Here is a 23,191-nt window from a genome sequence, read left to right on the forward strand (position 1 = left end):
CCGCCGGCCGTCGGGGCCGGCCGGGCAAGCCCGCGCGACACGGCGGCGGATTCGCGCACGTCGGGGGAAACCGGGTACCATCGCCGCCAGAACATGCATCGCGTGCAGCGTCCGAGCCCGCCGTCATCGATGCGTCACGCCCGTGTCATCCGCCGCCGCCATGAAGCCAGCCAGCCCTCGCCCGCCCCGCCGCATCCTCGCCCGCTTCGTCGCGGTGTCGTGGCGCGACCTCGCGCTGTCGATCGGCCCCACCGTGCTGCTCGCGGGCACGGCGGTCTGGCTCGCGGTCAAGCTGATCCAGCCGGCGCCGCCGTCCACGCTCGTGATTTCGTCCGGGCCGCCCGGCAGCACCTACTGGAACGCCGCGCAGAAATACAAGGCGATCCTCGCGAAGAACGGCGTCACGCTCGACGTCGAGTCGTCCGAAGGATCGGCGCAGAACCTCGAACGGCTGTCGAACCCGAACGCGCCGGTCGACGTCGGCTTCGTGCAGAGCGGCATCGGGCCGAAGGAGCGCGACGAGCACCTGGTTTCACTCGGCAGCATCGGCTACGTGCCGCTCGCGATCATGTACCGCGGCCCGATCGTCGCCCGCCTGTCCGACTTCAAGGGCAAGCGGCTCGCGCTCGGCGCGGAGGGCAGCGGCGCGCGCGAACTGAGCCTGGCGCTGCTGAAGATGAACGGCATCGTGCCGGGCGGCGCGACCGAGCTGCTACCGACCGCCGGCGAGGACGCCGCGACCGCGCTGCTCGACGGCAAGATCGACGCCGCGTTCCTGTCCGGCGACTCGACCCAGATTCCGGTGATGGCGAAGCTGTTCCGCGCGCCGGGCGTGCACGTGTACTCGTTCACGCAGGCCGAGGCGTACGCGCGGCGCTTTCCGTACCTGACCGCGATCACGCTGCCGATGGGCGTCTACGATCTCGGCCGCAACCTGCCGCCCGCCGACATCCACACCGTCGCGCCGACGATCGAGCTGGTCGCGCGCGACACGCTGCACCCCGCGCTGTCCGACCTGCTGATCGAGGCCGCGCGCGAGGTGCACGGCCACGCGACGATCCTGCAGCACGCGGGCGAATTCCCGTCCGCGGTCACGCGCGGCTTCCCGCTGTCGGACGACGCGGCGCGCTACTACAAGTCGGGCAAGACCTTCCTGTACCGGCGGCTGCCGTTCTGGGTCGCGAGTCTGGTCGACCGGATGCTCGTCGTGCTGGTGCCGCTGATCGTCGTGCTGATTCCCGGGCTGCGGCTGGTGCCGTCGCTGTACGGCTGGCGCGTGCGTTCGCGCATCTACCGCTGGTACGGCGCGCTGATCGCGCTCGAGCGCCGCGCGCTCGGCGAGCACACGGCCGAGGAGCGCGTGCAGCTGCTCGACGAGCTCGACGACATCGAGGAAGCCGTGAACCGGATGAAGATGCCGCTCGCATACGCGGGGCAGTTCTACGTGCTGCGCGAGCACATCGGCTTCGTGCGCGAGCGCCTCACCGCGCACGAGCACGACGCCGCGTCGGGCGCATCCGGCACGTCAGGCACGTCGGGCACGCCCGGCGCCGGCCCGCCCACGACGGCGCGAACCGCGGAGGCGTCGCCGCCGGCCGGCGCGCCCCCCCGGGCGACTCCCGGTTCCGCGTAAGCGGCCGATCCGCGATCATTGCTGCATCCGCGCCACCGCGCAACATGAAGGCCGCCGCCAGGCGCGCACGCCCCACCCTCTGGAGATCGCCATGACAACCGGCCTCGATACTGCCCAACCCGCGTGGTTCTACGACTTCGTGTCGCCGTTCTCCTATCTGCTGCTCGAACAGCTCGACAAATGGCCGGACGTGCCGTTCGAACCCGTCGCCGTGTCGCTGCTCGACCTGCAGCGTCACTGGGGACAACGCCCGAGCGCCGAGGTACCGGCCAAGCGCGTGTTCACGTACCGCCACGCGCTGTTTCGCGCCGAACAGCTCGGCATCCGCTTCAAGATGCCGCCCGCCCATCCGTTCGATTCCGACAAGGTGCTGCGCCTCGCGCTCGCGCTGCGCGCCGATATCGCGACCGTGCTGGAAATGTTCCGCTTCATCTGGCACGACGGCAACGATCCGTCGACGCCGGACGGCTTCGCCGCGCTGTGCGAACGCGTCGGCGTGAGCCACGGCGACGAGCTGATCGAATTCGAGGAAACGAGCGCGCAGTTGCGCCGCAACACCGACGACGCGATCGCGCTCGGCGTGTTCGGCGTCCCGACTTTCTGGATGAACCAGCAGCTGTTCTGGGGCGAGGACGCGCTGCCGATGGTGCTGTACTGCGCGCGCACGCCGAACTGGCTCGAGTCGCGCGAGGTCAAGCGGATCAGCACGCTGCCGAAGGGCCGCGTGTGATGGCCGGTATCACGCACGGCGACGCGCGGCTGCGGTAAGGTTACGCTTCCCCGAATCAGCCCGCCCCGATGGAAGACGACGACCGTACCGCCTCGCTCGATATCTGGCTCGTGCGCGTATTGCGCACGCTGCTGCTCGAGCGCAGCGTCACGCAGGCCGCGCTGCGGCTGAACCAGACCCAGCCCGCGATCAGCACCGCGCTGCGCAAGCTGCGCGAGACGCTGAACGACCCGATTCTCGTGCGCGGCAAGTCGGGGATGGTGCCGACCGAATACGGCGCGTCGCTGCTCGGTGCGGCGTCGCGCGCACTACGCGAGGTCGACTTCATCGCGACGCCGCATGGCGACTTCGATCCGTCGTCCGCGCGGCGCACGTTTCGCGTCGCCGCGCCCGACTACCTGAACGATTTCTTCATGCCGACGCTGATCGAGCGCTTTCGCGACGCGGCACCGCATGCGCATCTGGAAATCGATTCGCTGAATCCCGCGCTCGACCACGCGGGCGCGCTCGAATCGGGCGCGCTCGACCTCGTGATCGGCAACTGGCCGAAGCCCGACCCGCACTTCGCGCGCCAGGACCTGTTCTCCGACACGATCGTGTGCCTGATGCGCGACGCGCATCCGCTCGCCCGCGAGCCGCTCACGCGCGAAGCGTACGCGTCGGCCGCGCACGTCGCGCCGACGCCGTACACCGGCGACAAGCGCAACGCGATCGAGATCGGCCTCGCACGCGCGCGCCTCACGCGACGGATCGTGACGACGCTGCCGTACTTCGGGATCGTGCCGCAGGTGCTGCTGCAGTCGGACCTGATCTTCACGACGACGCGCCGCTTCGCGACGCACTATGCGCAGCTGCTGCCGCTCGTCGTCGTCGCGCCGCCCGTGCCGTTCCCGCGCATCAAGAGCTACCTGCTCACGCACCCGCAGCCCGATCGGCCGACCGACATCGCGTGGCTGTGCGCGCTGATGCAGAGCGTGTCCGACGAGCTGACCGCCGCGCGCGGTCGCAAGCGCTGACTCGCGCGGTGCGGCCCGCGCGAACTCATGCGACGCGGCCGCTCAGGCCGTGCAGAAGGTTTCCTGCAGATGGGTCCAGCGCACGACGCCTGCCGCGTCGCGTTCGAACACGGCGGTCGCGCGGCGCGCGGGCAGCTCGCCCGACGCCGCCTGCTGCGCTTCGAGATAGGTAAGCACCGCATGCGACGCGTCGGCCGCGAGCACGCGGATATCCGACAGCGCGATGCGCAGCCCCGGCTTGGCGCCGCCCAGCTTCGCGAACAGCGCGCGCGTGCCGTCATGGTCGAATACGCGACCGTCGGTCATGGTCATCGTGAAATCGGCGGAGAAAGGCGCGAGCAGCGCATCGAGCGCCGCGGGCGCGGTATCGGCGCCGGACAGCCAGCGCTCGATGGCGACGAGGCTCGAATGGAGCGCGTCGAGATAGACCTGATGATCGGACATGGAACCCGCACGAAAGATGCGCGGCCCGATGCCGCGCGATCCGTGCAGTGTAGGCAAAAACGCGCGAGCGCGCGTCGGGTGCAGCGGCCCTCGTCGTTACCGCGCGCAGCTTACGTCGTCGCGCACGCGGCCGGCCGCGGTCGCCTTCACGTCGGCCACCGGCGTCCCCGAGCGCGCCTGCAGCAGTTCCGCGCAAACGGCCACCGCGATCGCGCCGGGCGCCTTGTCGACGATGCCCGCGATGCCGATCGGGCACACCATCTCCGTGAGCCGGGCCGGATCGACGCCGCGCGCGGCGAGCCGGCGCTCGAACTTCACGCGCTTGGTGCGCGAGCCGATCATCCCGAAGTACGCGAAGTCGCGCCGCCGCATGATCTGCGCGGCGAGCGAAAAGTCGAGCGCGTGGTTGTGCGTCATCACGAGGAAGTACGCGCCGGGCGGCGCCGCGTCGACGACGGCCTCCGGCGTGTCGGTCGGCTCCGGCTGCACGTTCGGCGGACATTCGTCCGGGAACAGCTCGTCGCGTGTGTCGACCCACTGCACGACGCACGGCAACGCGCCGAGCAGCGTGACGAGCGCGTGGCCGACATGCCCCGCGCCGAACAGCACGATGTGCATCGGCGGCGGCGCGGCGCTCGCGCGGTTGCGCCGGCCGGTGCCTTGCGCGAACGTCTGCGCGGGTGACGCGCCGCACGCGCCGTCGCACCCGGCGGCGGGTGCATGCGACGCGGCATTCGGCGAGGGAACAGGTGCGTTCATGTCAGCCTCCGCCGAGCCGGCCCAAGGTGGCTGACCGCCTCCTCGGGAAGCAGCGAATGAAGTGAGCATGGGCGTCGTTTCATCTCAACCTGCCCGCGCCGCGCTTGCCGCCCGCACCGCGTTCACCGCACGCAGGATCGACTCGCCGGTGGCCGGCGCGTCGAGCGGCGGATTCACCTGGTAGTCGCCGACCGCGGCAATGGCGTCGCGCACCGCGAAGAACACCGAGAACGGCAGCAGCAGCGGCGGCTCGCCGACGGCCTTCGAACGATGGATGCTGTCCTCAACGTTGCGGTTCTGGAACAGCCGCACGTTGAACTCGGGCGGCGTGTCGTTGACCGTCGGAATCTTGTACGTGGACGGCGCGTGCGTCATCAGCTTGCCGCCCGCGTTCCACCACAGCTCCTCGGTCGTGAGCCAGCCCATCCCCTGGATGAACGCGCCTTCGACCTGGCCGATGTCGAGCGCCGGGTTCAGCGACGCGCCGACGTCGTGCAGCGCATCGACGCGCAGCGTGCGCATCTCGCCCGTCAGCGTATCGATCACGACTTCCGACACGGCCGCGCCGTACGAGTAGTAGTAGAACGGCCGGCCCTGCAGCTTCGACTGATCCCAGTACAGCTTCGGCGTCGCATAGAAGCCGTCGGACCACAGCTGCACGCGCGCGAGATACGCCTTCGCGATCACCTCGCCGAACGGCACGCTCGCACCGCCGACCCACACGAAGTCGTTGCCGAACTTCACGTCGGCCGCATCGACCTTGCCGTCGCCGAACTGCTTCGCCGCGAACACCGCGAGCCGCTCGCGCAGCTGGCGCGCCGCATCCTGCGCGGCCTTGCCGTTCAGGTCGGAGCCGGTCGACGCGGCCGTCGCGGACGTGTTCGCGACCTTGCTCGTGTCGGTCGCCGTCACGCGGATCCGGCCGAAGCGAATGCCGAGCTCGTGCGCGACGACCTGCGCGACCTTCGTGTTGAGCCCCTGCCCCATCTCCGTGCCGCCGTGGTTCACGAGCACCGAGCCGTCGGTATAGATGTGCACCAGCGCGCCGGCCTGGTTGAAGTGCGTGACGTTGAACGCGATGCCGAACTTCACCGGCGTGAGCGCGATGCCCTTCTTCAGCACCGTGTTGCGGGCGTTGAAGTCGCGCACGCCCGCGCGCCGCGCGCGGTAGTCGCTCGTCGTCTCGAGTTCGCCGAGCAGTTCCTGCAGCACGTTGTCCTCGACCGTCTGCCCGTAAGGCGTCACGTTGCGTTCGGTCTTGCCGTACAGGTTCGCGTAGCGCACGTCGAGCGGATCGCGGCCGAGCGCACGCGCGATGTCGTCGAGGATGTACTCGATCGCGAACGCGCCCTGCGGGCCGCCGAAGCCGCGGAACGCGGTGTTCGACTGCGTGTTGGTCTTGCCGCAGTAGCCGGCGATGTCGACGTCGCCGAGCCAGTACGCGTTGTCGAAGTGGCACACCGCGCGCGTCATCACCGGGCCCGACAGGTCGGCCGAGAAGCCGCAGCGCGACGTCATCTCGAGCGCGACGCCGTCGAGGCGGCCGTCGTCGTCGTAGCCGACGTCGAAGCGGTAATGGAAGTCGTGCCGCTTGCCGGTGATCATCATGTCGTCGTCGCGGTCCGGGCGCAGCTTCACCGGGCACAGCAGCTTCCACGCGGCGAGCGCCGCGCAGCATGCGAACAGGCCCGACTGCGATTCCTTGCCGCCGAAGCCGCCGCCCATCCGGCGACATTCGACCAGGACGTTGTGCGACGCGACGCCGAGCACGTGCGCGACGAGGTGCTGCATTTCGCTCGGGTGCTGCGTCGAACAGTACACGTGCATCCCGTCGTCGTCCTTCGGCACCGCGTAGGCAATCTGCCCTTCCAGATAGAACTGCTCCTGGCCGCCGAGCAGCATCTCGCCCGACTCGCGATGCGGCGCGGCGGCCAGGCGCGCGGCCGCGTCGCCGCGCGCGAGCTTCAGCGGCGGGATCACGTAGGTTTCGGCCTGGCGGGCTTCCTGCGCGGTCAGGACCGCGGGCAGCTCCTCGTAGTCGACCTGCGCGCGGCGTGCGGCGAGCCGCGCGATGTCATGCGACGTCGCGACGACGATGAACATCGGCTGGCCGACGAACTGCACGATGCCTTTCGCGAGCACCGGGTCGTCGTGGATGATCGGGCCGCAGTCGTTGACGCCCGGGATGTCGTCGGCCGTGAACACGGCGACCACGCCCGGCGTCGCGCGCACCGCGTCGAAGTTCATCGACACGATCTTCGCGTGCGGCTTGGCCGACAACCCGAGCGCCGCGTGCAGCGTGCCGGCGACGATCGGGATGTCGTCGGTGTAGGTCGCGCGCCCGCTCACGTGCAGATGGGCGGATTCGTGCGGACGCGAGATGTGCACCTGCGCGGCGTCGGCTTGCTGGTCGAGGGTGTTCAGGAACGGTTCTGCTTGCTGGTTCATGTCGGTGTTCTCCGTCTTCAGACGCGCGCCGCGTCGGCGTCGGCGCCGGCTTCGGCGGCCACTTCACGCACATTCACGGCTTGCGGCGGCAGCGGGTCGTGCGGGCGCGTCTCCAGCCAGAATCGATACGCCAGGTTCTTCGCGGTATCGAGGCGATACGTGCTCGTCGCGCGCATGTCGGAGAGCGGCTGGTAGTCGCGCTCGAGCGCCTGCATCGCGGCCTGCGCGGTGGCTTCGTGCCATTGCGCGCCGTCGAGCACGGCCTCCGTGTGCGTCGCGCGCTTCGGCGTCGCGGCCATCCCGCCGAACGCGACGCGCGGCTCGCGGATCGTGTCGCCGTCCGCGATGAACGCGAACGCCGCGCACACAGCCGAGATGTCGGAGTCGAACCGCTTCGACACCTTGTAGGTGCGGAACTGCAGCTTCGCGCGCGCGCCGGTGCGGGTCGGCACCTTCAGGCCGACGACGAATTCGTGCGGCGCCATGTCCTTTTGCTGATAGCCGGTGTAGAGCGCCTCGAGCGGCAGCTCGCGCACCGTGTCGCCGCCGCGCAGCACGACGCGCGCACCGAGCGCGATCAGGCCCGGCATCGAGTCGCCGATCGGCGAGCCGTTCGCGACGTTGCCGCCCATCGTCCCCGCGTTGCGGATCGGCAGCGACGCGAAGCGCTTCCACATTTCGGTCAGCTCCGGATACGTGCCGGCGAGTGCCGCATACGCGTTCTCGAGCGTCACGCCCGCGCCGATCTCGATCCAGTCGTCGCCGTGCGCGATAGTCTGCAGTTCGACGATCTGGCCGACGTAGATCAGGTCGTCGAGCCGGCGCATCTGCTTGGTGACCCACAGGCCGATGTCGGTGCTGCCGGCGAGAATGCGCGCGTCGGGCCGCTCGAGCTTCAGCGCGGCCAGCGCGTCGAGCGTGCGCGGCGCCGCGAAGCGCGCGCCGTCACTCGTCGTGTAGTCGAATGTGTCGTCACGCTTGAGCGACGCGAGCGTGCGGGCAAGCGCGGCCGTGTCGACGGGGGCCACGGGCTGGGACGTACCTTCGCCGGTCGCACCTTCGCCGGTCGCGTCAAACATCCGCACGGCCGCGTCGACGATCGGGCGATAGCCGGTGCAGCGGCACAGGTTGCCCGTCAACGCATCGGCGATCTCGGTGCGCGTCGGCACGTCCTTCGCCTTCGCGCACGCGCTGCCGCAACCTTCGTGGCCGTGCTTCTCGTACAGCGCCCACATCGACATCACGAAGCCGGGCGTGCAGAACCCGCATTGCGACCCGTGGCAATCGACCATCGCCTGCTGTACCGGGTGCAGCGAACCGTCCGGCTGGCGCAGGTCTTCAACCGTCAGCAGCGCGCGGCCGTCGAGCGTCGGCAAGAACTGGATGCACGCGTTGACCGCCTTGAACGCGACCGTGCCCGCGTCGGTCAGCTCGCCGACGACGACCGTGCACGCGCCGCAGTCGCCTTCCGCGCAGCCTTCCTTCGTGCCGGTGCAGTGCGCATCCTCGCGCAGGTACTGCAGCACGGTGCGGGTGACGTCCGCGCCGCTGACTTCGCGGACCGCGTGACGATGGTAGAAGCGGATCGGCTCACTCATGTCTCTGTCGTTCTTCAAGGGGGGCAAGGCGGCCTGCGCAGGGCGCTCGACCGACGTTTATCTGACAGTTTGCACGCTATCACCATCAAATTTCCCAACCCATAGCCCATCACGCATGCGGCCCATATAACTGCCGCGATATGAGCGACAAAGCCGCCCGGCCGCCCCGCTCCGGCGTTGCCCCGCTTGCGCTTCGGGTCGGGCCGCGCCGATCCGCCGGCGCTCCGTTGGCGACGAAACGGGTCGCGCTTAACTAAGCGGTACCTGCGTGAAAACCGGTTCCATGGGAAAATCCCGATTCCGTTTTACGCCAACTTCCGCTCCGCTTCGCTCATTCGTTCCGACCCCATGTCAACCGATTCCGCCACACCGCCGCGCAGCGGGTTCGCCGTCACGCTGCAAATCGTGTCCGTCGTCAGCTTCACGTTCATCTGCTACCTGACCATCGGCCTGCCGCTCGCCGTGTTGCCGGGCTTCGTCCACGACGATCTCGGCTTTTCCGCGATCGTCGCGGGCGGTGCGATCAGCGTCCAGTATTTCGCGACGCTCGCGTCGCGCCCGCTCGCGGGGCGCTTCGCCGATACGCTCGGGCCGAAGCAGACGGTGCTGCGCGGGCTGATCGGCTGCGGCGTGTCGGGCGTGCTGCTGCTCGTCGCGCTGCTGCTGGCCCACTGGCCGGTCGCGAGCCTCGTGCTGCTGGTCGCGAGCCGGCTCGTGCTGGGTGTCGGCGAAAGCCTGTGCGGCACGGGGGCGATCCTGTGGGGCATCGGCCGGGTCGGCGTCGCGCACAACGCGAAGGTGATCTCGTGGAACGGCATCGCGACCTACGGCGCGCTCGCGCTCGGCGCGCCGGTCGGCGTGGCGATCGCGCATACGCTGAACCCGGCGCTGATCGGCGTGATCGTGATCGCGCTCGCCGCGATCGGCTTCTACCTCGCACGCCTGATCGATGCCGTGCCGCTCGTGCATGGCGAGCGGATGTCGTATGCGAGCGTGTTCACCCGCGTGCTGCCGCACGGCCTCGGCCTCGCGCTCGGCTCGGCCGGTTTCGGCTCGATCGCGACCTTCGTCACGCTGTACTACGCGGCGCGCCACTGGCCGAACGCCGCACTGTCGCTGACCGTGTTCGGCACGCTGTTCATCGGCGCGCGCCTGCTGTTCGCGAACACGATCAAGACCTACGGCGGCTTCCGCGTCGCGATCGTGTCATTCGCGTTCGAATGCTCGGGCCTCCTGCTGCTGTGGCTCGCGCCTGTGCCGCACGTCGCGCTCGCCGGCGCCGCGCTGACCGGCTTCGGCTTCGCGCTGATCTTCCCGGCGCTCGGCGTCGAGGCCGTCGCGCTCGTGCCGCCCGCGAGCCGCGGCGCGGCGCTGTCTGCGTACTCGGTGTTCCTCGATCTGTCGCTCGGCATTACCGGCCCGCTCGCCGGCTATATCGCGGGCGCGTTCGGCTATCCGCAGGTGTTCCTGTTCGCGGCCGTGGCCGCCGCGGCGGGTGTCGCGCTGTCGATGGTGCTGTATCAGCGGCAGGCGCGGGTCGCGGGGAGCGGCGCGGCGGCGTGAACCGTGGCGCGGCACCGGCAATGCCGTTCAACGCGACAATAGATTGAAGTCCCGCCATACGCGGGTAGCTTGGGGATGACGCCGGAACGCGGCGGCCTCCCTGAGCGCGCGGTTCGATTCCGCGCGATCGGGGCCAGGCACGGTCGCCGCGCCGACGGCACTGCGCCTCCGGCCGTGTCGACATCAAGAATCGCAGCAGCCGCGCCTTCCCCCGCATGCGCCTGCGTGCCCCTCATCCCCTCCTGACCCAACCGGCGGATCAAGCGCAGCCCTGAAGCGAAATCAGAGCCTACCGCGCCAACCCGATCAGGCGGCGCCGCGACCACGCGCTCAGGCTCGCGCCGTCCTCGGAAACAACCGCCGCGTCAAATCGAACGCGACCAGATTGCCGGCCAGCACGAGCAGCAGCCCGATTACCGCGAGCGGCGACCATTGATAGCCCTCGAAAACAGTCGACACGGCCAGCGCGACGATCGGGAACAGCACCGTGCAGTATGCGGCCCGCTCCGGCCCGATCCGCCCGACCAGCGTCAGGTATGCAGTGAACCCGATCACCGAGCCCGGCACGGCCAGATAGACGAGCGCGCCGAGATAGCGCGGGCTCGGGTCGATCGTGAACGGCAGCCCGGCCGCCGCGCTGCCGACCGTGAGGATCGCCGCGCCGATCAGCATCGCCCAGCCGTTGGTCGCGAGCGGGTGCAGGCCCATCGACTGCATCCGGCTTGACAGCAGATTGCCGGCCGAGAAGCACATCGTGCCGGCGAACGCGATCGCGAGGCCCGTCCAGGTCGCGTGATCGTCGAGATGGCCGGCCATCTGCTGCCAGAACAGGCATGCGATGCCGGTCAGTCCGAGCAGCGCGCCGGCGATCGCCGACGGCCGCAGCGGGCGGCCCATGAACAGCCGGCCGTTGATCGAATTCAGCAGCGGCGCGGTCGAGAAGATCACGGCGACGAGGCCGCTCGGCACGACCTGCTCCGAATAGTAGAAGCACAGGAAATTGACGCAGAACAGCGCGATGCCCTGGGCGACGAGGTAGCGCCACGCTTCGCGCGGCGGACGCACCGGCCGGCGCATCACGCGCAGCAGCGCGAACAGCACGGCGGCGGCGAGCCAGAAGCGCCACGCGATCGACACGGGCGGCGGCACGGCGCCGAGCTGCCATTTGATCGCGATCCAGGTGGTGCCCCAGATCAGCACGGTGACGAAATAAAGCGACAGGTTCATGGCGGCAACGACGCGAAACGAGTGGAACGGGCCCCGACTATGCCGCCGCCCCGCCCGTGCGGATTGTCCGGAATTGCGGTCTTTTGGGCGGCGCCGCACGGCGCGCGGCGTGCCCGCTTATACTCGTCGCATCATGAGTTCGCCCCTGTACGCCCCACCCGTCGATCACTCGGCCGCCCCTGCCGGCGGCGCGATGCCGTTCGGCCTGCAGTCGGTGTGCCGCACGCTGGCCGAGGCGAACGCGACGCTCGAGCGCTTCACGTGGCTCGGCGACCATCTCGCGATCGCCGAATGGACACGCATCACCGACGAAAGCGAGACGATCTACGAACAGCCCGGCCACCACACGCTGTCGTGCTATCTCGACGGCGGTTACCGGACGGAGCGCGAACGCGTGCCGCGCTACGGCGCGCCGAGCCTGCTGTGCGCGCTGCCGGGCGACCATGAATCGCGCTGGTGGGTGCGCGGCGAGATGCACTTCATCCACCTGTACTTCCTGCCCGAGCATTTCACGCAGCGCGCGATCCGCGAGCTCGATCGCGAGCCGCGCGAGCTGAAGCTCGCCGACCGCACCTATTTCGAGGATGCGCGCGTGGCGGCCCAGTTCCGTTCGCTCGCGCTGGAGCGCTGGGACGATGCCGACGGGCGGCTGCGCGCGAACGAGGCCGCGCACGACGTGCTGAGCCTGCTGCTGCGCGGCCAGAGCACGACGCGCACCGACGTGCCGTTCCGCGGCGGACTCGCGCCGGCCGTGCGCCGCCGCGTGCGCGACTATATCGACAGCTATCTGTCGCAGCCGCTGACGCTCGGCGAACTGGCGAACGTCGCCGCGCTGTCCGAATACCACTTCTCGCGGATGTTCCGGCTGTCGTTCGGCCGTGCGCCGCACGCATGGGTGGCCGAGCAGCGGCTCGCGCGGGCGCGCCTGCTGCTGCGCACGACGGCCCTGCCGCTCGCGCAGGTCGCGGCCGAATGCGGCTACGCGAACGCCGGCCACTTCAGCCATCGCTTTCGCGACGCGCACGGCACGACACCGAACGCGTACCGGCGCGCGATGCAGGGCGGCTGAGGCCCGCGCGCGTTTCGACGGCCGATGCCGCCGCGCGCATCGGGCCCCTTCGCCTCCCGCTTACGTGCCCCGCCGCGACAGTTCCTGCTCGAGCGCGGCCACGCCGGCCGGCAGGTCGACCGGCACCTTCAGATCGTCCATCGTGCGGCCGAACGCATGCAGCGTGCGGAACAGGTTGTGTTCGCGGCACTGTTCGCCCATCTGCCCGATCCGCACGATCGGCAGCCCGAACGAGCCCGAGATCTCGACCTGGTACTGCTTCGAGATATGGCCGCACACCATCCCGGGCGTAAGCCCCTCGGGCGTCTCGATCCCGACCACCGAATTGAGCCGGCACTCTTTCGGCGCATAGAGCGTGAGCCCCATCGCCTCGACGCCCGCCTGCAGCGCGAGCGAGCAGCGCAGGTGGCGCGCGAAGCGGCTTTCGAGCGTCTCCGCGCAGACGAGGCGCAGCGCCTCGTGCAGCGCGAGCACGCCCGACACCGGCGCCGTGTAGTGATAGCCCGCGTTGTGCCAGAAGTTCTCCGCGAGCGCCATGTCGAGGCACCAGTGCGCGTTCGGTTCCGGACGCTGCTTCATCCGGTTCCACGCGGCGTCGGAGAATGCGATCAGCGACACGCCGGGGATCGACGACAACCCCTTCTGGCCGCCCGTGATCACCGCGTCGATGCCCCACGCGTCCATTTCGAGCGGCATCGTCGACAGCGTGCACACCGCATCGACGACAACCAGCGCGCCGGCCGCCTTCGCGAGTGCCGCGATCTCGCGCAGTTCGCGGTTCCATACAGTGTTCGACGTTTCGCCCTGCACGATCGTGACGATCTCGGGCCGCTCGCGCGCGATGGCGTCCGCGATCTCGTCGAGGCTCGCGACCGCGCGGTCGGCCACTTCGAGCGTCGCGACGTCGGCGCCGACGCGCGTCGCCATCTCGGCCATCCGCGCGCTGAAGAAGCCGTTGCGGATCGACAGCACGCGCGTGCCGCGCCACGCGAGGTTCGAGATCGCCATTTCCATCGCGGCCGAGCCGGGGCCGGCCACGCCGAGCACCCATTTCGTGCGGGTCTGGAACACGTAGCGCGCCATCTCCTTCACCTGCTCGATGATCTTCGCCATCGTCGCGCCGAGGTGGTTGATCACGATCGTGTTCGCCTTCGCGACGGCGGCCGGGATCGGGACCGGGCCGGCCCCCATCATCAGCAGCGGTTCTTCGGGCAGGATCGCGTCGAGCGGCACGACGACGGGACAGGGAATCGGCGAGTAATCGATGGACATGGCAGGCAAAAGTGGAGGGAAGAAAACGCACGGACGGGTCGTCCGCCGCACGGCATGGCGAACTGATCGATCATTCCGTGTTCCGCGGCCGCGCGCAAGAGGCACCGGCGGGCGGACAGCGTGCCGGTGGCCCGGTGGACGGACCGGGCCACCGTCCGCGCGCCCGTCGAACGACCACCGGCTTCCATATTGCCGCGGCATTGCCGTGCACATGCGAAACGGTTCCATCGGGGGTTCGATCGCCGCGATTTTCCCCGGCAATATCGAGACGAGTGCCGGATTCCCGGCTTCAGCATGGTGCACGTATCGGCCGGAATACCGGCCATCACGCCCAAAAATCGCTCAGGTGGAATCGACCCACGAAAAGCGCGATCTGCGCAAAAACATCCATTATCGCGGCATCTATTGGTGAGCGATTTCACCCATTACCCGATCCGGTCGCCACGCTTCACGCATAACGCCCTGATTTAAATGACAAATATTTCAAATCACCGGCACCCGGATTCAATACGCCACCGACTATCCCGGCCGCACCCGCGCGACCCCGATTCGTTAAAGCGATACCCGTGATTTCGATTTTACGCAAGCCGACCTTTCTCGCAGGTTGACGGATAACGCTTCCATAATGAACAATCGTCTGCAGAATGGAAAACCGATTTTTCGATACGAAGGAGAACCGGGTGTCGCGCGACGGTTTTCCAGGTCGTGCAACGAAAAATCACAATCGATATCAATCAACCGGGCCAGAAATTCGCGAGCCATGAACCAGATTCAGACCATGCGTGTGTTCGTCTGCGTCGCCGAGCAGCAGAGCTTCCGCCGCGCGGCGCACCATCTAGGCGTGTCCAATGCGCTCGTCACGCGTTCAATAGCGATGCTCGAGTCTCACCTGAACACGCGTTTGATCCACCGCACCACGCGCAACCTGTCGCTGACCGAGGCCGGGCTGCGCTACCTCGACGGCTGCCGCGCGCTGCTCGAGGAATTCGATCATCTCGAGGCATCCGTCGCACATGCGGTGCGCGAACCGGCCGGCACGCTGCGGGTCGTCGCGTCGGGCCTGCTGTCGCCGCTCGCGCTGACGCCGCTCGTCAGCAGCTTCCGGCACCGCTACCCCGAGCTGCGCGTGCAGCTCACCGTCGCCGAAGGGCCGCTCGACGTGCTCGATTCGGGCTACGACGTCGGCATCGTGACCGGCAACCGGCTCGACGGCAACCCGACGCTGATCGGCCACGCACTCCCGTCGGCCCCGTTCGTCGCCTGCGCGGCGCCCGCGTATCTCGAACGGCGCGGCGAGCCGCGCGCGCCCGACGATCTGCCCGGCCACGACTGGGTCGCACTCGCGCCGCACCAGCATCCGCCCGCGTGGCGGCTGGTCGGCCACGACGGCGCAACGCATTCGATCACGGTACGCCCGACCTGCACGGTCAACCAGCTGGCGCTGGTGCACGCGGCGGCCGTCGCCGGGTCCGGCATCGTGGTGCTGCCCGAGCCGTGCGTCGCCGGCGCGCTCGCCACCGGCGCGCTCGTGCGGCTGTTGCCCACCTACCAGATCGACGACCCGGACGCGCAGCTGTCGCTCGTCTACCCGAACCGGCAGTACGTGCCGGCCCGCACGCGCAGCTTCATCGAACACGCGCTCGAGCATTTCGGCGTGCAGGCGGCCCGCGAGGCGACCGGCTACAGCTTCCTGCGCACGCCCGATCGCGTCGATCTCGTCACGGGCCGGCAGACGGGCCTGCAGTAAACTGCACGCGTCAGCCCTTGGAGGTGCAGCGTGCGCGTGATCCTGTTCAGCAGCCGGCAGTACGACGACGAATCGTTTACCGCCGCCAACCGGCAGTTCGGCTATCGGCTGCACTTCCAGCCGTCCCATCTCGACGCGGAAACCGCGATCCTCGCGCACGGCTATGAAGTCGTGTGTCCGTTCGTCAACGACACCGTCGACGCGGCCGTGCTCGAACGGCTCGCCGACGGCGGCACGCGCCTGATCGCGCTGCGCTCGGCCGGCTTCAACCACGTCGACCTGGCCGCCGCCGAGCGGCTCGGCATCGCGGTCGTGCGGGTGCCGGCCTATTCGCCGCATGCGGTGGCCGAACACGCGGTCGCGCTGATCCTCGCGCTCAACCGCCGGCTGCCGCGCGCGGTCGCGCGCACGCGCGAAGGCGACTTCTCGCTGAACGGCCTGCTCGGCTTCGACCTGCACGGCAAGACCGTCGGCGTGATCGGCACCGGCCTGATCGGCAGCGTGTTCGCGAAGATCATGATGGGTTTCGGAATGCACGTGCTCGCGCACTCGATGCCGCCGTACGACGACGAGCTGATCGCGTTCGGCGCGCGCTACGTCGAGCTCGACGAGCTGCTGCACCACGCCGACATCGTCAGCCTGCATTGCCCGCTGCTGCCGTCGACGCACCATCTGATCAACGCGCAGACGCTCGCGCGGATGAAGCACGGCGCGATGCTGATCAATACCGGCCGCGGCGGCCTCGTCGACGCGCAGGCGCTGGTCGACGCGCTCAAGAGCGGCCAGCTCGGCCATCTCGGGCTCGACGTGTACGAGGAGGAAAGCGGCCTCTTCTTCGAGGATCACTCCGACCTGCCGCTGCAGGACGACGTGCTCGCGCGCCTGCTGACGTTCCCGAACGTGATCGTCACGTCGCACCAGGCGTTCTTCACGCGCGAGGCGCTCGCCGAGATCGCGCACACGACGCTGCTGAACATCGAGGCATGGCACGCCGGCACGCCGACCAACGTCGTCACGGCCGGGCGCTGACCCACGGCATCGCGCGTTCGGCGCGCGCGATCGTCAACGATTCGCCATTTTGTTTCGACTGATGTAACGCCGCACGCGCCGCGTCTGCTATCGTTGCGCCGACCTCCCCTGCTTTCTGCCGCCCATGCGTTTCGACGACTCCGCCATTGCCGCGGTCTACCGCGCGATCTTCGAACGGCGCGACATGCGCCACTTCACGCCGGCGCCCGTCGATCCGGCCACGCTCGCGCGATTGCTGCGCGCCGCGCACCACGCGCCGAGCGTCGGCTTCATGCAGCCGTGGCGCTTCATCCGCATCACCGACACCGCATTGCGCACCGAGATCCATGCGCTGGTCGAGGCCGAGCGCCGCGCGACGGCCGACGCGCTCGGCGAGCGGCAGGACGAATTCATGCGGCTGAAGGTCGAAGGCGTGCGCGAATGCGGCGAATTGCTGGTCGTCGCGCTCACCGACGATCGCGAGCGCCATGTGTTCGGCCGCCGCACGCTGCCGGAGATGGACCTCGCGTCCGCCGCGTGCGCGATCCAGAACATGTGGCTCGCCGCGCGCGCCGAAGGGCTCGGGATGGGCTGGGTGTCGCTGTTCGACGTCGACGCGCTGCGCACGCTGCTCGGCATGCCGGCCGGCGCGAAGCCGATCGCCGTGCTGTGCATCGGGCATGTCGATGCGTTCTATGCGAAGCCGATGCTCGAGGAGGAGCGCTGGGCCGCGCGGATGCCGATCGACGCGTGCCTGTTCGAAAACGGCTGGGACGCGCCGGCCACGCAGGTCACGCAGGCCGCCGATCATGCGGCGAGCGGCGGCACGAGCGCCGGATCGTCGCCGTCGCCCGGCGTTTCCGCAGCGGACGACCTCTCCGACTCGACACCCGCCGCGACGCCGCCCGGCCGCTGACCGAGCGCACGACGCGTGAACCGGCCGCGACACCGTGTCGCACCGCCCCGATAGCGAGCCACGGCGGCTGCGATCGAACCCACCGCCGAATCCGGCCGAACACGCATGACGCGCGGCAGCCCGGCCTCGCGCCGCGGCGTTCGTTGCGCACGCAACCCCGACCGATCCTGATGGCCTTCATGGACCTTTCAAGGGCCGCGGTGTAGCATCGCGCCCGATGAAAGCCATTCTCAATCGTGATTTCCTCGCGCTGATCCTGAGCGTCGCGGTGGTCGGTCTCGGCACCGGTGCCACGCTGCCGCTCACCGCACTCGCACTGACCGAAGCCGGACACGGCACCAACGTCGTCGGCATGCTGACGGCCGCGCAGGCCCTCGGCGGCCTCGCGGTCGTCCCGTTCGTCACCGCGCTCGCGCGGCGCATCGGCGCGCGCCGCGCCATCGTCGTGTCGGTCGTGCTGCTCGCCGCGGCCACCGTGCTGATGCAGTTCACGTCGAACCTGATCCTGTGGGGCGTGCTGCGCGTGCTGTGCGGCGCGGCGCTGATGCTGCTGTTCACGATCGGCGAAGCGTGGGTCAACCAGCTCGCCGACGATTCGACGCGCGGCCGCGTGGTCGCGATCTATGCGACCAATTTCACGCTGTTCCAGATGGCGGGCCCCGTGCTCGTCAGCCAGATCGCCGGCGCGACGAGCATCCGCTTCGCGCTGTGCGGCGCGCTGTTCCTGCTCGCGCTGCCGACGCTCGCGACCATCCGGCGCGCGCCCCTCGCCGGCGACGACGCGCATCACGCCGCGCACGACAGCTGGCTCGCCGTGCTGCCGCGCATGCCCGCGCTGATCATCGGCACCGGCTTCTTCGCGCTGTTCGATACGCTCGCGCTGTCGCTGCTGCCGCTCTACGCGATGGATCACGGCGTCGCGAGCGCGACCGCCGTGCTGCTCGCGTCGATCATGCTGTTCGGCGACACCGCGATGCAATTCCCGATCGGCTGGCTCGCGGACAAGCTCGGTCGCGAACGCGTGCACCTCGGCGCCGGCTGGATCGTGCTCGCGGGCCTGCCGCTGCTGCCGTTCGTGATCGCGAATCCGTGGCTGTGCTGGCCGCTGCTGTTCGTGCTCGGCGCGGCGGCCGGCAGCATCTATACGCTGTCGCTCGTCGCGTGCGGCGAACGCTTTCGCGGCGCCGCGCTCGTCACCGCGAGCTCGCTCGTGTCGGCGTCGTGGAGCGCCGCGAGCTTCGGCGGCCCGCTGGTTGCCGGCGCATTGATGGAGCAACTGGGCAGCAACGCGCTGGTCGGCGTGCTGGTCGCGTGCGTCGCCGCGTTCGTCGCGGCCGCGCTGTGGGAACGACGCGCCGCGTTGCCGCGCGCGGTCTGATGCCGACACGGATGCTGTCGCTGTCGCACAGCGTCCACACCGGTACATGCGAGCGCATCCGCACCGCCACCCGCCGCCCCAACGAAAACGGCCCGCGCAATGCGGGCCGCCCTGTCCTTGCGGATCACACGGGACGTGTCACGCGCTCCGCGCGGGCAGAACCTTGCCGGCACACGCGCCGAAGCCGACGCGATAACCGTCGCCCTGGCACCAGCCCGCGAGCGTGAGCTCGTCGCCGTCCTCGATGAACGTGCGGCTGCCGCCGCCGTTCAGCGCGAGCGGCTCCTTGCCGTTCCACGTCAGTTCGAGCAGGCTGCCGAACGAATCCTTCGTCGGCCCGCTGATCGTCCCCGAACCCATCAGGTCGCCGACGCGCGTGTTGCAGCCCGCGACCGTGTGATGCGCGAGCTGCTGCGCCATCGTCCAGTACATGTACTTGAAGTTGGTGCGGCAGATCGACGTCGCTTCGGCCGCCCCTTGCGCGCGCAGCGTCACTTCAAGCGCGATGTCGAACGCATGCTTGCCCGCGTGCCGCAGATACGCGAGCGGCTGCGGCGACTGCTCGGGCTGCGCGACGCGGAACGGTTCGAGCGCATCGAGCGTGACGATCCACGGCGAGATCGTCGTCGCGAAGCCCTTCGAATTGAACGGGCCGAGCGGCACGTATTCCCACTGCTGGATGTCGCGCGCGCTCCAGTCGTTGAGCAGCACCATCCCGAAGATATGCGCTTCGGCGTCCTCGCACGCGATCGGTTCGCCGAGCGCGTTGCCGCGGCCGACGATGAAGCCCGTCTCCAGTTCGAGGTCGAGCTTGCGGCACGCGCCGAACACCGGACGCTCCGCGTCGGGCAGCTTCAGTTGCCCGCTCGGGCGCCGCACCGGCGTGCCGCTCACGACCACCGACGACGCGCGGCCGTTGTAACCGATCGGCATCTCCAACCAGTTCGGCATCAGCGCATTCTTCGGATCACGGAACATCGAGCCGACGTTGGTCGCATGCTCCTTCGACGAATAGAAATCGGTGTAGCCGGGAATGTCGACCGGCAGATGCTGCGTCGCGTCGCGCTGCGCGACGAGCACCTGCGCGCGCAGCGCGGCATCATCGCGCAGCCGCGCGTCGTCGCGCGAGAACAGTTGCGACAGCTGCACGCGCACGCTGCGCCATGCATCGCGGCCGAGCGCGATGAACGGATTGAGCGTCGGCGCGGCGAACACGTCGGCGCCGGCCGGCAGCGTCACGAGGCCCGCCCGCGCGAGCGCGGCGAGGTCGACGATCTGATCGCCGAGCGCGACGCCCGCGCGGCGCGCCGCCTGCTTCGCATCGCTGAAGATCCCGAACGGCAGGTTCTGGATCGGAAAATCGCAGGCGGGATCATTCGCCGTCTCGACCCAGCTCTTGCGAGCCGGATCGAGTGTCGCGCGCCAGTCTTGGGGTTCGCTCATGGTTGCTCCGGATTGAAATGTTTCCTGATGCCTTGCCAGCATTCGAAGTAGTCGGCCTGCAGCTGCGCGGTGTCGAGCGCATAGCGCGTCGGACGGATCAGCGTGCGGGTTTCGAACATGAACGCCATCGTCGCGTCGACCTTGTGAGGCTTCGTCGTGTCGCTCGCCGACGCCTTCTCGAACGTGTCCGCGTCGGGCCCGTGACCCGACATGCAGTTGTGCAGGCTCGCGCCGCCCGGCACGAAGCCCTCGGCCTTCGCGTCGTACGCGCCGTGCACGAGCCCCATGAACTCGCTCGCGACATTGCGATGGAACCACGGCGGGCGGAACGTATCCTCGGCCGCGAGCCAGCGCGGCGGGAAGATCACGAAGTCGATCGCATCGACGCCCGGCGTGTCGCTCTGCGACTGCAGCACGAGGAAGATCGACGGATCGGGATGGTCGAAGCTGATCGAGCCGATTGTGTTGAACAGGCGCAGGTCGTATTTGTACGGCGCGTAGTTGCCGTGCCATGCGACGACGTCGAACGGCGAATGGCCGATGTCCGCGCGCCAGAGGCGTCCGTTCAGCTTCGCGACCAGCTCGAACGCACCTTCGCGATCCTCGTACGCGGCCTGCGGCGTCAGGAAATCGCGCGGGTTCGCGAGCCCGTTCGAGCCGATCGGGCCGAGGTCCGGCAGGCGCAGCAGCGCGCCGAAGTTCTCGCAGATGTAGCCGCGCGCGTCACCGTCCGGCAGCGCGACGGAAAACCGCACGCCGCGCGGGATGACCGCGATCTCGAACGGCTCGACGTCGAGCCGGCCGAATTCCGTCGCGATGAAGAGCCGCCCCTGCTGCGGCACGATCAGCAGTTCGCCGTCGGCGCTGTAGAAGAAACGGTCCTGCATCGAGCGGTTCGCCGCATACAGGTGGATCGCGCAGCCGTTCATCGCGGCCGCCGAGCCGTTGCCGGCCATCGTCACGAGCCCCTCGACGAAATCGGTCGGCTCGACGGGCATCGGCAGCGGATCCCAGCGCAGCTGGTTCGGCGGCGTCGGCGGCACGTCGGCCGAATCGCCGAATTCCGACACGAGCCGCTGCGGGCCCGTGAACGGCTCGAACGGCCGATGCACGGCCGCCGGCCGGATCCGGTACAGCCACGAGCGGCGGTTGTGGCCGCGCGGCGCGGTAAACGCGGTGCCCGACAGCTGCTCCGCATACAAGCCGTACGGCGCGCGCTGCGGCGAATTGCGGCCGTGCGGCAGCGCGCCGGGCAGCGCCTCGGTCGCGAATTCGTTCGCGAATCCGCTCAGGTAGCCGGCGGTTGCCGGTTTCGACAGGTCAAGCGTCATCGTTTCCTTTCTCCATCAATTCATGGCGGCGTTCGGCGCCTGCGCACCGCCGCGCCGCGTTACGCCGGCCAGCCCGAGCACGAACAGCGCCGAGCACAGCACGGGCACCGCGGCCGCGTGGAACAGCGCGCCGTGCGTCCAGTTGAGCGCAATCAGTTGTCCGCCGACGAGCGGCCCGAGCACCGAGCCGATCCGGCCGATGCCGAGGCTCCAGCCGATGCCGGTCGAGCGCAGCGACGTCGGGTAATACTGGCCCGCGAGCGCGTTGACAGCCGGCTGCCCGCCGACCACGCAGAAGCCGCCCGCGAACACGACGATCAGCAGCCACGGCAGCGCATGCGCAACCGAGCCGATCAGGCCGACCGACACGGCCGCGCACGCGAAGCACGCAAACAGCACGCGCACGAAGCCGTGGCGTTCGATGAACCAGCCGAGTGACAGCGTGCCGATCACGCCGCCCGTCTGCAGCACCGTGCCGACGATCACCGCCGTGCCCGGCGAATAGCCCGCGTCGCGCATGACGGTCGGCAGCCAGTTCGACAGGAAGTACAGGTCGATCAGGTTCATGAAGCTGATGGCCCACAGCAGCAACGTGACCGGCAGGCGGCCATGACGGAACAGCTCGGCAACCGGCGCGCCGCTCGCCGCGCGCTCGCGCACGACCAGACGCGTGTTCGCGTCGATGCCGGCCTGCGGCGCGAAGCGCGCGAGCCAGTCGCGTGCGTGCGCGTCGCGCCCTTTCAGCACCAGGAACTGCAGCGACTCGGGCAGCCGCGCGAGCATCGCGATCGTCAGCACCAGCGGCACCGCTCCGCCGACGAAGAACACCGAGCGCCAGCCGAGCGCCGGAATCAGCGCGGCGCTGATGAAGCCGCCGATCGCGGCGCCGAGCGTGAAGCCGCACGACACGATCATCATCCGCTTCACGCGATGCGCGGCCGGGCTGAACTCGCCGACCAGCGCCATCGCGTTCGGCATGATGCAGCCGAGGCCGAGGCCCGTGACGAAGCGCAGCGCCATCAGCACCGGGATCGAGCCCGCGAACGGCGTCGCGAGCATCGTCACCGCGAAGAACAGCGTCGAGCCGATCAGCACCGGGCGCCGCCCGATCCGGTCGGCGAGCACCGACAGCCCGAGCGCGCCGAGCAGCATCCCGAACAGGCTCGCGCTGAACACCGGACCGAGCGCCTGCTTCGGCACGCCCCATTCGGCGATCACGCTGGGCGCGACATACCCCATCGCCTGCGCATCGAAGCCGTCGATCACGAGGCACAGCCCGCACAGCGCGAGCAGCATCCAGTGAAAGCCCGGGCGATGGGTCTCGTCGATCACGCGCTCGACTTCGAGCACGCGCGCGTCGGCCGGCGCCGCGCTCATTGCGCGACCTCGGCGGCCGGATGCACGGCGGGCGTCACGCCCTGGCGCGCGAGCGCCATCGCTTCGCGCAGCACGTCGGCGTCGCCGATGTGGTTCGCGAGCAGCAGGATCAGCTTCGCGTTGACGAGCTGGCTGTCGGCGTCCGACAGGTCGCGATGCATGTCGATCAGCGCTTCGTAGAACGCGTCCGGATCGGCCAGGCGCGGGCGGGTGTCGAGTCGGGGCATGACGG

Annotated in this window: 20 protein-coding genes; 10 read left to right on the top strand and 10 right to left on the bottom strand. The window is 69.3% G+C overall.

Annotation, left to right across the window (positions count from 1 at the left end; all coding sequences use genetic code 11):
- The first annotated feature begins 160 nt into the window (after window positions 1–160).
- From SB771_RS18870 to SB771_RS18880, 3 genes are all read left to right on the top strand, one after another.
- Complete coding sequence (locus tag SB771_RS18870) at window positions 161–1,633, top strand: TAXI family TRAP transporter solute-binding subunit (RefSeq protein ID WP_011656102.1); 1,473 nt, start codon at window positions 161–163, stop codon at window positions 1,631–1,633.
- A gap of 91 nt (window positions 1,634–1,724) precedes the next feature.
- Window positions 1,725–2,363 (top strand): 2-hydroxychromene-2-carboxylate isomerase, encoded by a 639-nt coding sequence (locus tag SB771_RS18875; RefSeq protein ID WP_006752404.1) that lies wholly within the window; start codon window positions 1,725–1,727, stop codon window positions 2,361–2,363.
- A 68-nt stretch (window positions 2,364–2,431) separates the two neighbouring features.
- Window positions 2,432–3,379 carry a LysR family transcriptional regulator gene (locus tag SB771_RS18880; RefSeq protein ID WP_126227245.1) on the top strand — a complete coding sequence of 316 codons (948 nt, stop codon included), beginning with the start codon at window positions 2,432–2,434 and terminating at the stop codon, window positions 3,377–3,379.
- Window positions 3,380–3,421: 42 nt separating this feature from the next.
- Here the strand turns inward: SB771_RS18880 and SB771_RS18885 are convergent, their stop codons facing one another.
- The 4 genes from SB771_RS18885 to xdhA form a co-directional block, all read right to left on the bottom strand.
- The gene (locus tag SB771_RS18885; protein ID WP_105832631.1) at window positions 3,422–3,823 is read right to left on the bottom strand and encodes a polyketide cyclase; all 402 of its coding nucleotides are present in this window, start codon (window positions 3,821–3,823) and stop codon (window positions 3,422–3,424) included.
- 96 nt (window positions 3,824–3,919) lie between these two features.
- On the bottom strand, window positions 3,920–4,582 hold the full coding sequence (gene xdhC, locus SB771_RS18890) for a xanthine dehydrogenase accessory protein XdhC (protein WP_175660917.1): 663 nt from the start codon (window positions 4,580–4,582) through the stop codon (window positions 3,920–3,922).
- Window positions 4,583–4,666: 84 nt separating this feature from the next.
- On the bottom strand, window positions 4,667–7,030 hold the full coding sequence (xdhB, locus tag SB771_RS18895) for a xanthine dehydrogenase molybdopterin binding subunit (RefSeq protein ID WP_175660916.1): 2,364 nt from the start codon (window positions 7,028–7,030) through the stop codon (window positions 4,667–4,669).
- A gap of 17 nt (window positions 7,031–7,047) precedes the next feature.
- Entirely contained in the window at window positions 7,048–8,628 is a 1,581-nt protein-coding gene (gene xdhA / locus SB771_RS18900) for a xanthine dehydrogenase small subunit (protein ID WP_175660915.1), read from the bottom strand.
- A gap of 348 nt (window positions 8,629–8,976) precedes the next feature.
- Here xdhA and SB771_RS18905 point away from each other — a divergent pair, with 348 nt between their 5' ends.
- A complete protein-coding gene (locus SB771_RS18905; protein WP_011656096.1) occupies window positions 8,977–10,191 on the top strand; it encodes an MFS transporter in 1,215 nt (404 codons plus the stop codon).
- A gap of 330 nt (window positions 10,192–10,521) precedes the next feature.
- On the opposite strand, the gene SB771_RS18910 is transcribed toward SB771_RS18905, so the two are convergent.
- On the bottom strand, window positions 10,522–11,418 hold the full coding sequence (locus SB771_RS18910; protein ID WP_175660914.1) for a DMT family transporter: 897 nt from the start codon (window positions 11,416–11,418) through the stop codon (window positions 10,522–10,524).
- 133 nt (window positions 11,419–11,551) lie between these two features.
- Here SB771_RS18910 and SB771_RS18915 point away from each other — a divergent pair, with 133 nt between their 5' ends.
- On the top strand, window positions 11,552–12,487 hold the full coding sequence (locus SB771_RS18915; RefSeq protein WP_175660913.1) for a helix-turn-helix domain-containing protein: 936 nt from the start codon (window positions 11,552–11,554) through the stop codon (window positions 12,485–12,487).
- 60 nt (window positions 12,488–12,547) lie between these two features.
- Here SB771_RS18915 and SB771_RS18920 read toward each other — a convergent pair whose 3' ends face one another.
- The gene (locus SB771_RS18920) at window positions 12,548–13,759 is read right to left on the bottom strand and encodes a pyridoxal-phosphate-dependent aminotransferase family protein (protein ID WP_175660912.1); all 1,212 of its coding nucleotides are present in this window, start codon (window positions 13,757–13,759) and stop codon (window positions 12,548–12,550) included.
- Window positions 13,760–13,970: 211 nt separating this feature from the next.
- On the opposite strand from SB771_RS18920, the gene SB771_RS18925 reads away from it, so the two are divergent.
- The 5 genes from SB771_RS18925 to SB771_RS18945 all read left to right on the top strand — a co-directional run bounded on the left by SB771_RS18925 (window position 13,971) and on the right by SB771_RS18945 (window position 18,808).
- Window positions 13,971–14,171 (top strand): hypothetical protein, encoded by a 201-nt coding sequence (locus tag SB771_RS18925; RefSeq protein WP_175660911.1) that lies wholly within the window; start codon window positions 13,971–13,973, stop codon window positions 14,169–14,171.
- A 348-nt stretch (window positions 14,172–14,519) separates the two neighbouring features.
- Window positions 14,520–15,506, top strand: a complete 987-nt coding sequence (locus tag SB771_RS18930; protein ID WP_126227233.1) for a LysR family transcriptional regulator — start codon at window positions 14,520–14,522, stop codon at window positions 15,504–15,506.
- 30 nt (window positions 15,507–15,536) lie between these two features.
- A complete protein-coding gene (locus SB771_RS18935) occupies window positions 15,537–16,535 on the top strand; it encodes a 2-hydroxyacid dehydrogenase (protein ID WP_126227232.1) in 999 nt (332 codons plus the stop codon).
- A gap of 124 nt (window positions 16,536–16,659) precedes the next feature.
- Window positions 16,660–17,430, top strand: coding sequence for a 5,6-dimethylbenzimidazole synthase (gene bluB, locus SB771_RS18940; protein WP_175660910.1), 771 nt, complete (start codon window positions 16,660–16,662; stop codon window positions 17,428–17,430).
- Window positions 17,431–17,647: 217 nt separating this feature from the next.
- Window positions 17,648–18,808, top strand: coding sequence for an MFS transporter (locus SB771_RS18945; protein ID WP_175660909.1), 1,161 nt, complete (start codon window positions 17,648–17,650; stop codon window positions 18,806–18,808).
- Window positions 18,809–18,946: 138 nt separating this feature from the next.
- Here the strand turns inward: SB771_RS18945 and fahA are convergent, their stop codons facing one another.
- Genes fahA through SB771_RS18965 form a run of 4 tightly spaced genes read right to left on the bottom strand, consistent with a single transcriptional unit; the run spans window position 18,947 to window position 23,186 of the window.
- Complete coding sequence (fahA, locus tag SB771_RS18950) at window positions 18,947–20,251, bottom strand: fumarylacetoacetase (protein WP_175660908.1); 1,305 nt, start codon at window positions 20,249–20,251, stop codon at window positions 18,947–18,949.
- The gene (gene hmgA, locus SB771_RS18955; protein ID WP_175660907.1) at window positions 20,248–21,582 is read right to left on the bottom strand and encodes a homogentisate 1,2-dioxygenase; all 1,335 of its coding nucleotides are present in this window, start codon (window positions 21,580–21,582) and stop codon (window positions 20,248–20,250) included. Before hmgA ends, fahA begins: the two co-directional genes overlap by 4 nt.
- Window positions 21,583–21,597: 15 nt before the next feature.
- The gene (locus SB771_RS18960) at window positions 21,598–22,959 is read right to left on the bottom strand and encodes an MFS transporter (RefSeq protein WP_175660906.1); all 1,362 of its coding nucleotides are present in this window, start codon (window positions 22,957–22,959) and stop codon (window positions 21,598–21,600) included.
- Window positions 22,956–23,186 (bottom strand): DUF2783 domain-containing protein, encoded by a 231-nt coding sequence (locus SB771_RS18965; RefSeq protein WP_006760629.1) that lies wholly within the window; start codon window positions 23,184–23,186, stop codon window positions 22,956–22,958. The genes SB771_RS18960 and SB771_RS18965 overlap by 4 nt, the downstream gene beginning before the upstream one ends.
- Between the last annotated feature and the right edge of the window lie 5 nt (window positions 23,187–23,191).

It is taken from the genome of Burkholderia sp. SIMBA_051 (assembly GCF_046534915.1).
GTDB lineage: Bacteria > Pseudomonadota > Gammaproteobacteria > Burkholderiales > Burkholderiaceae > Burkholderia > Burkholderia ambifaria.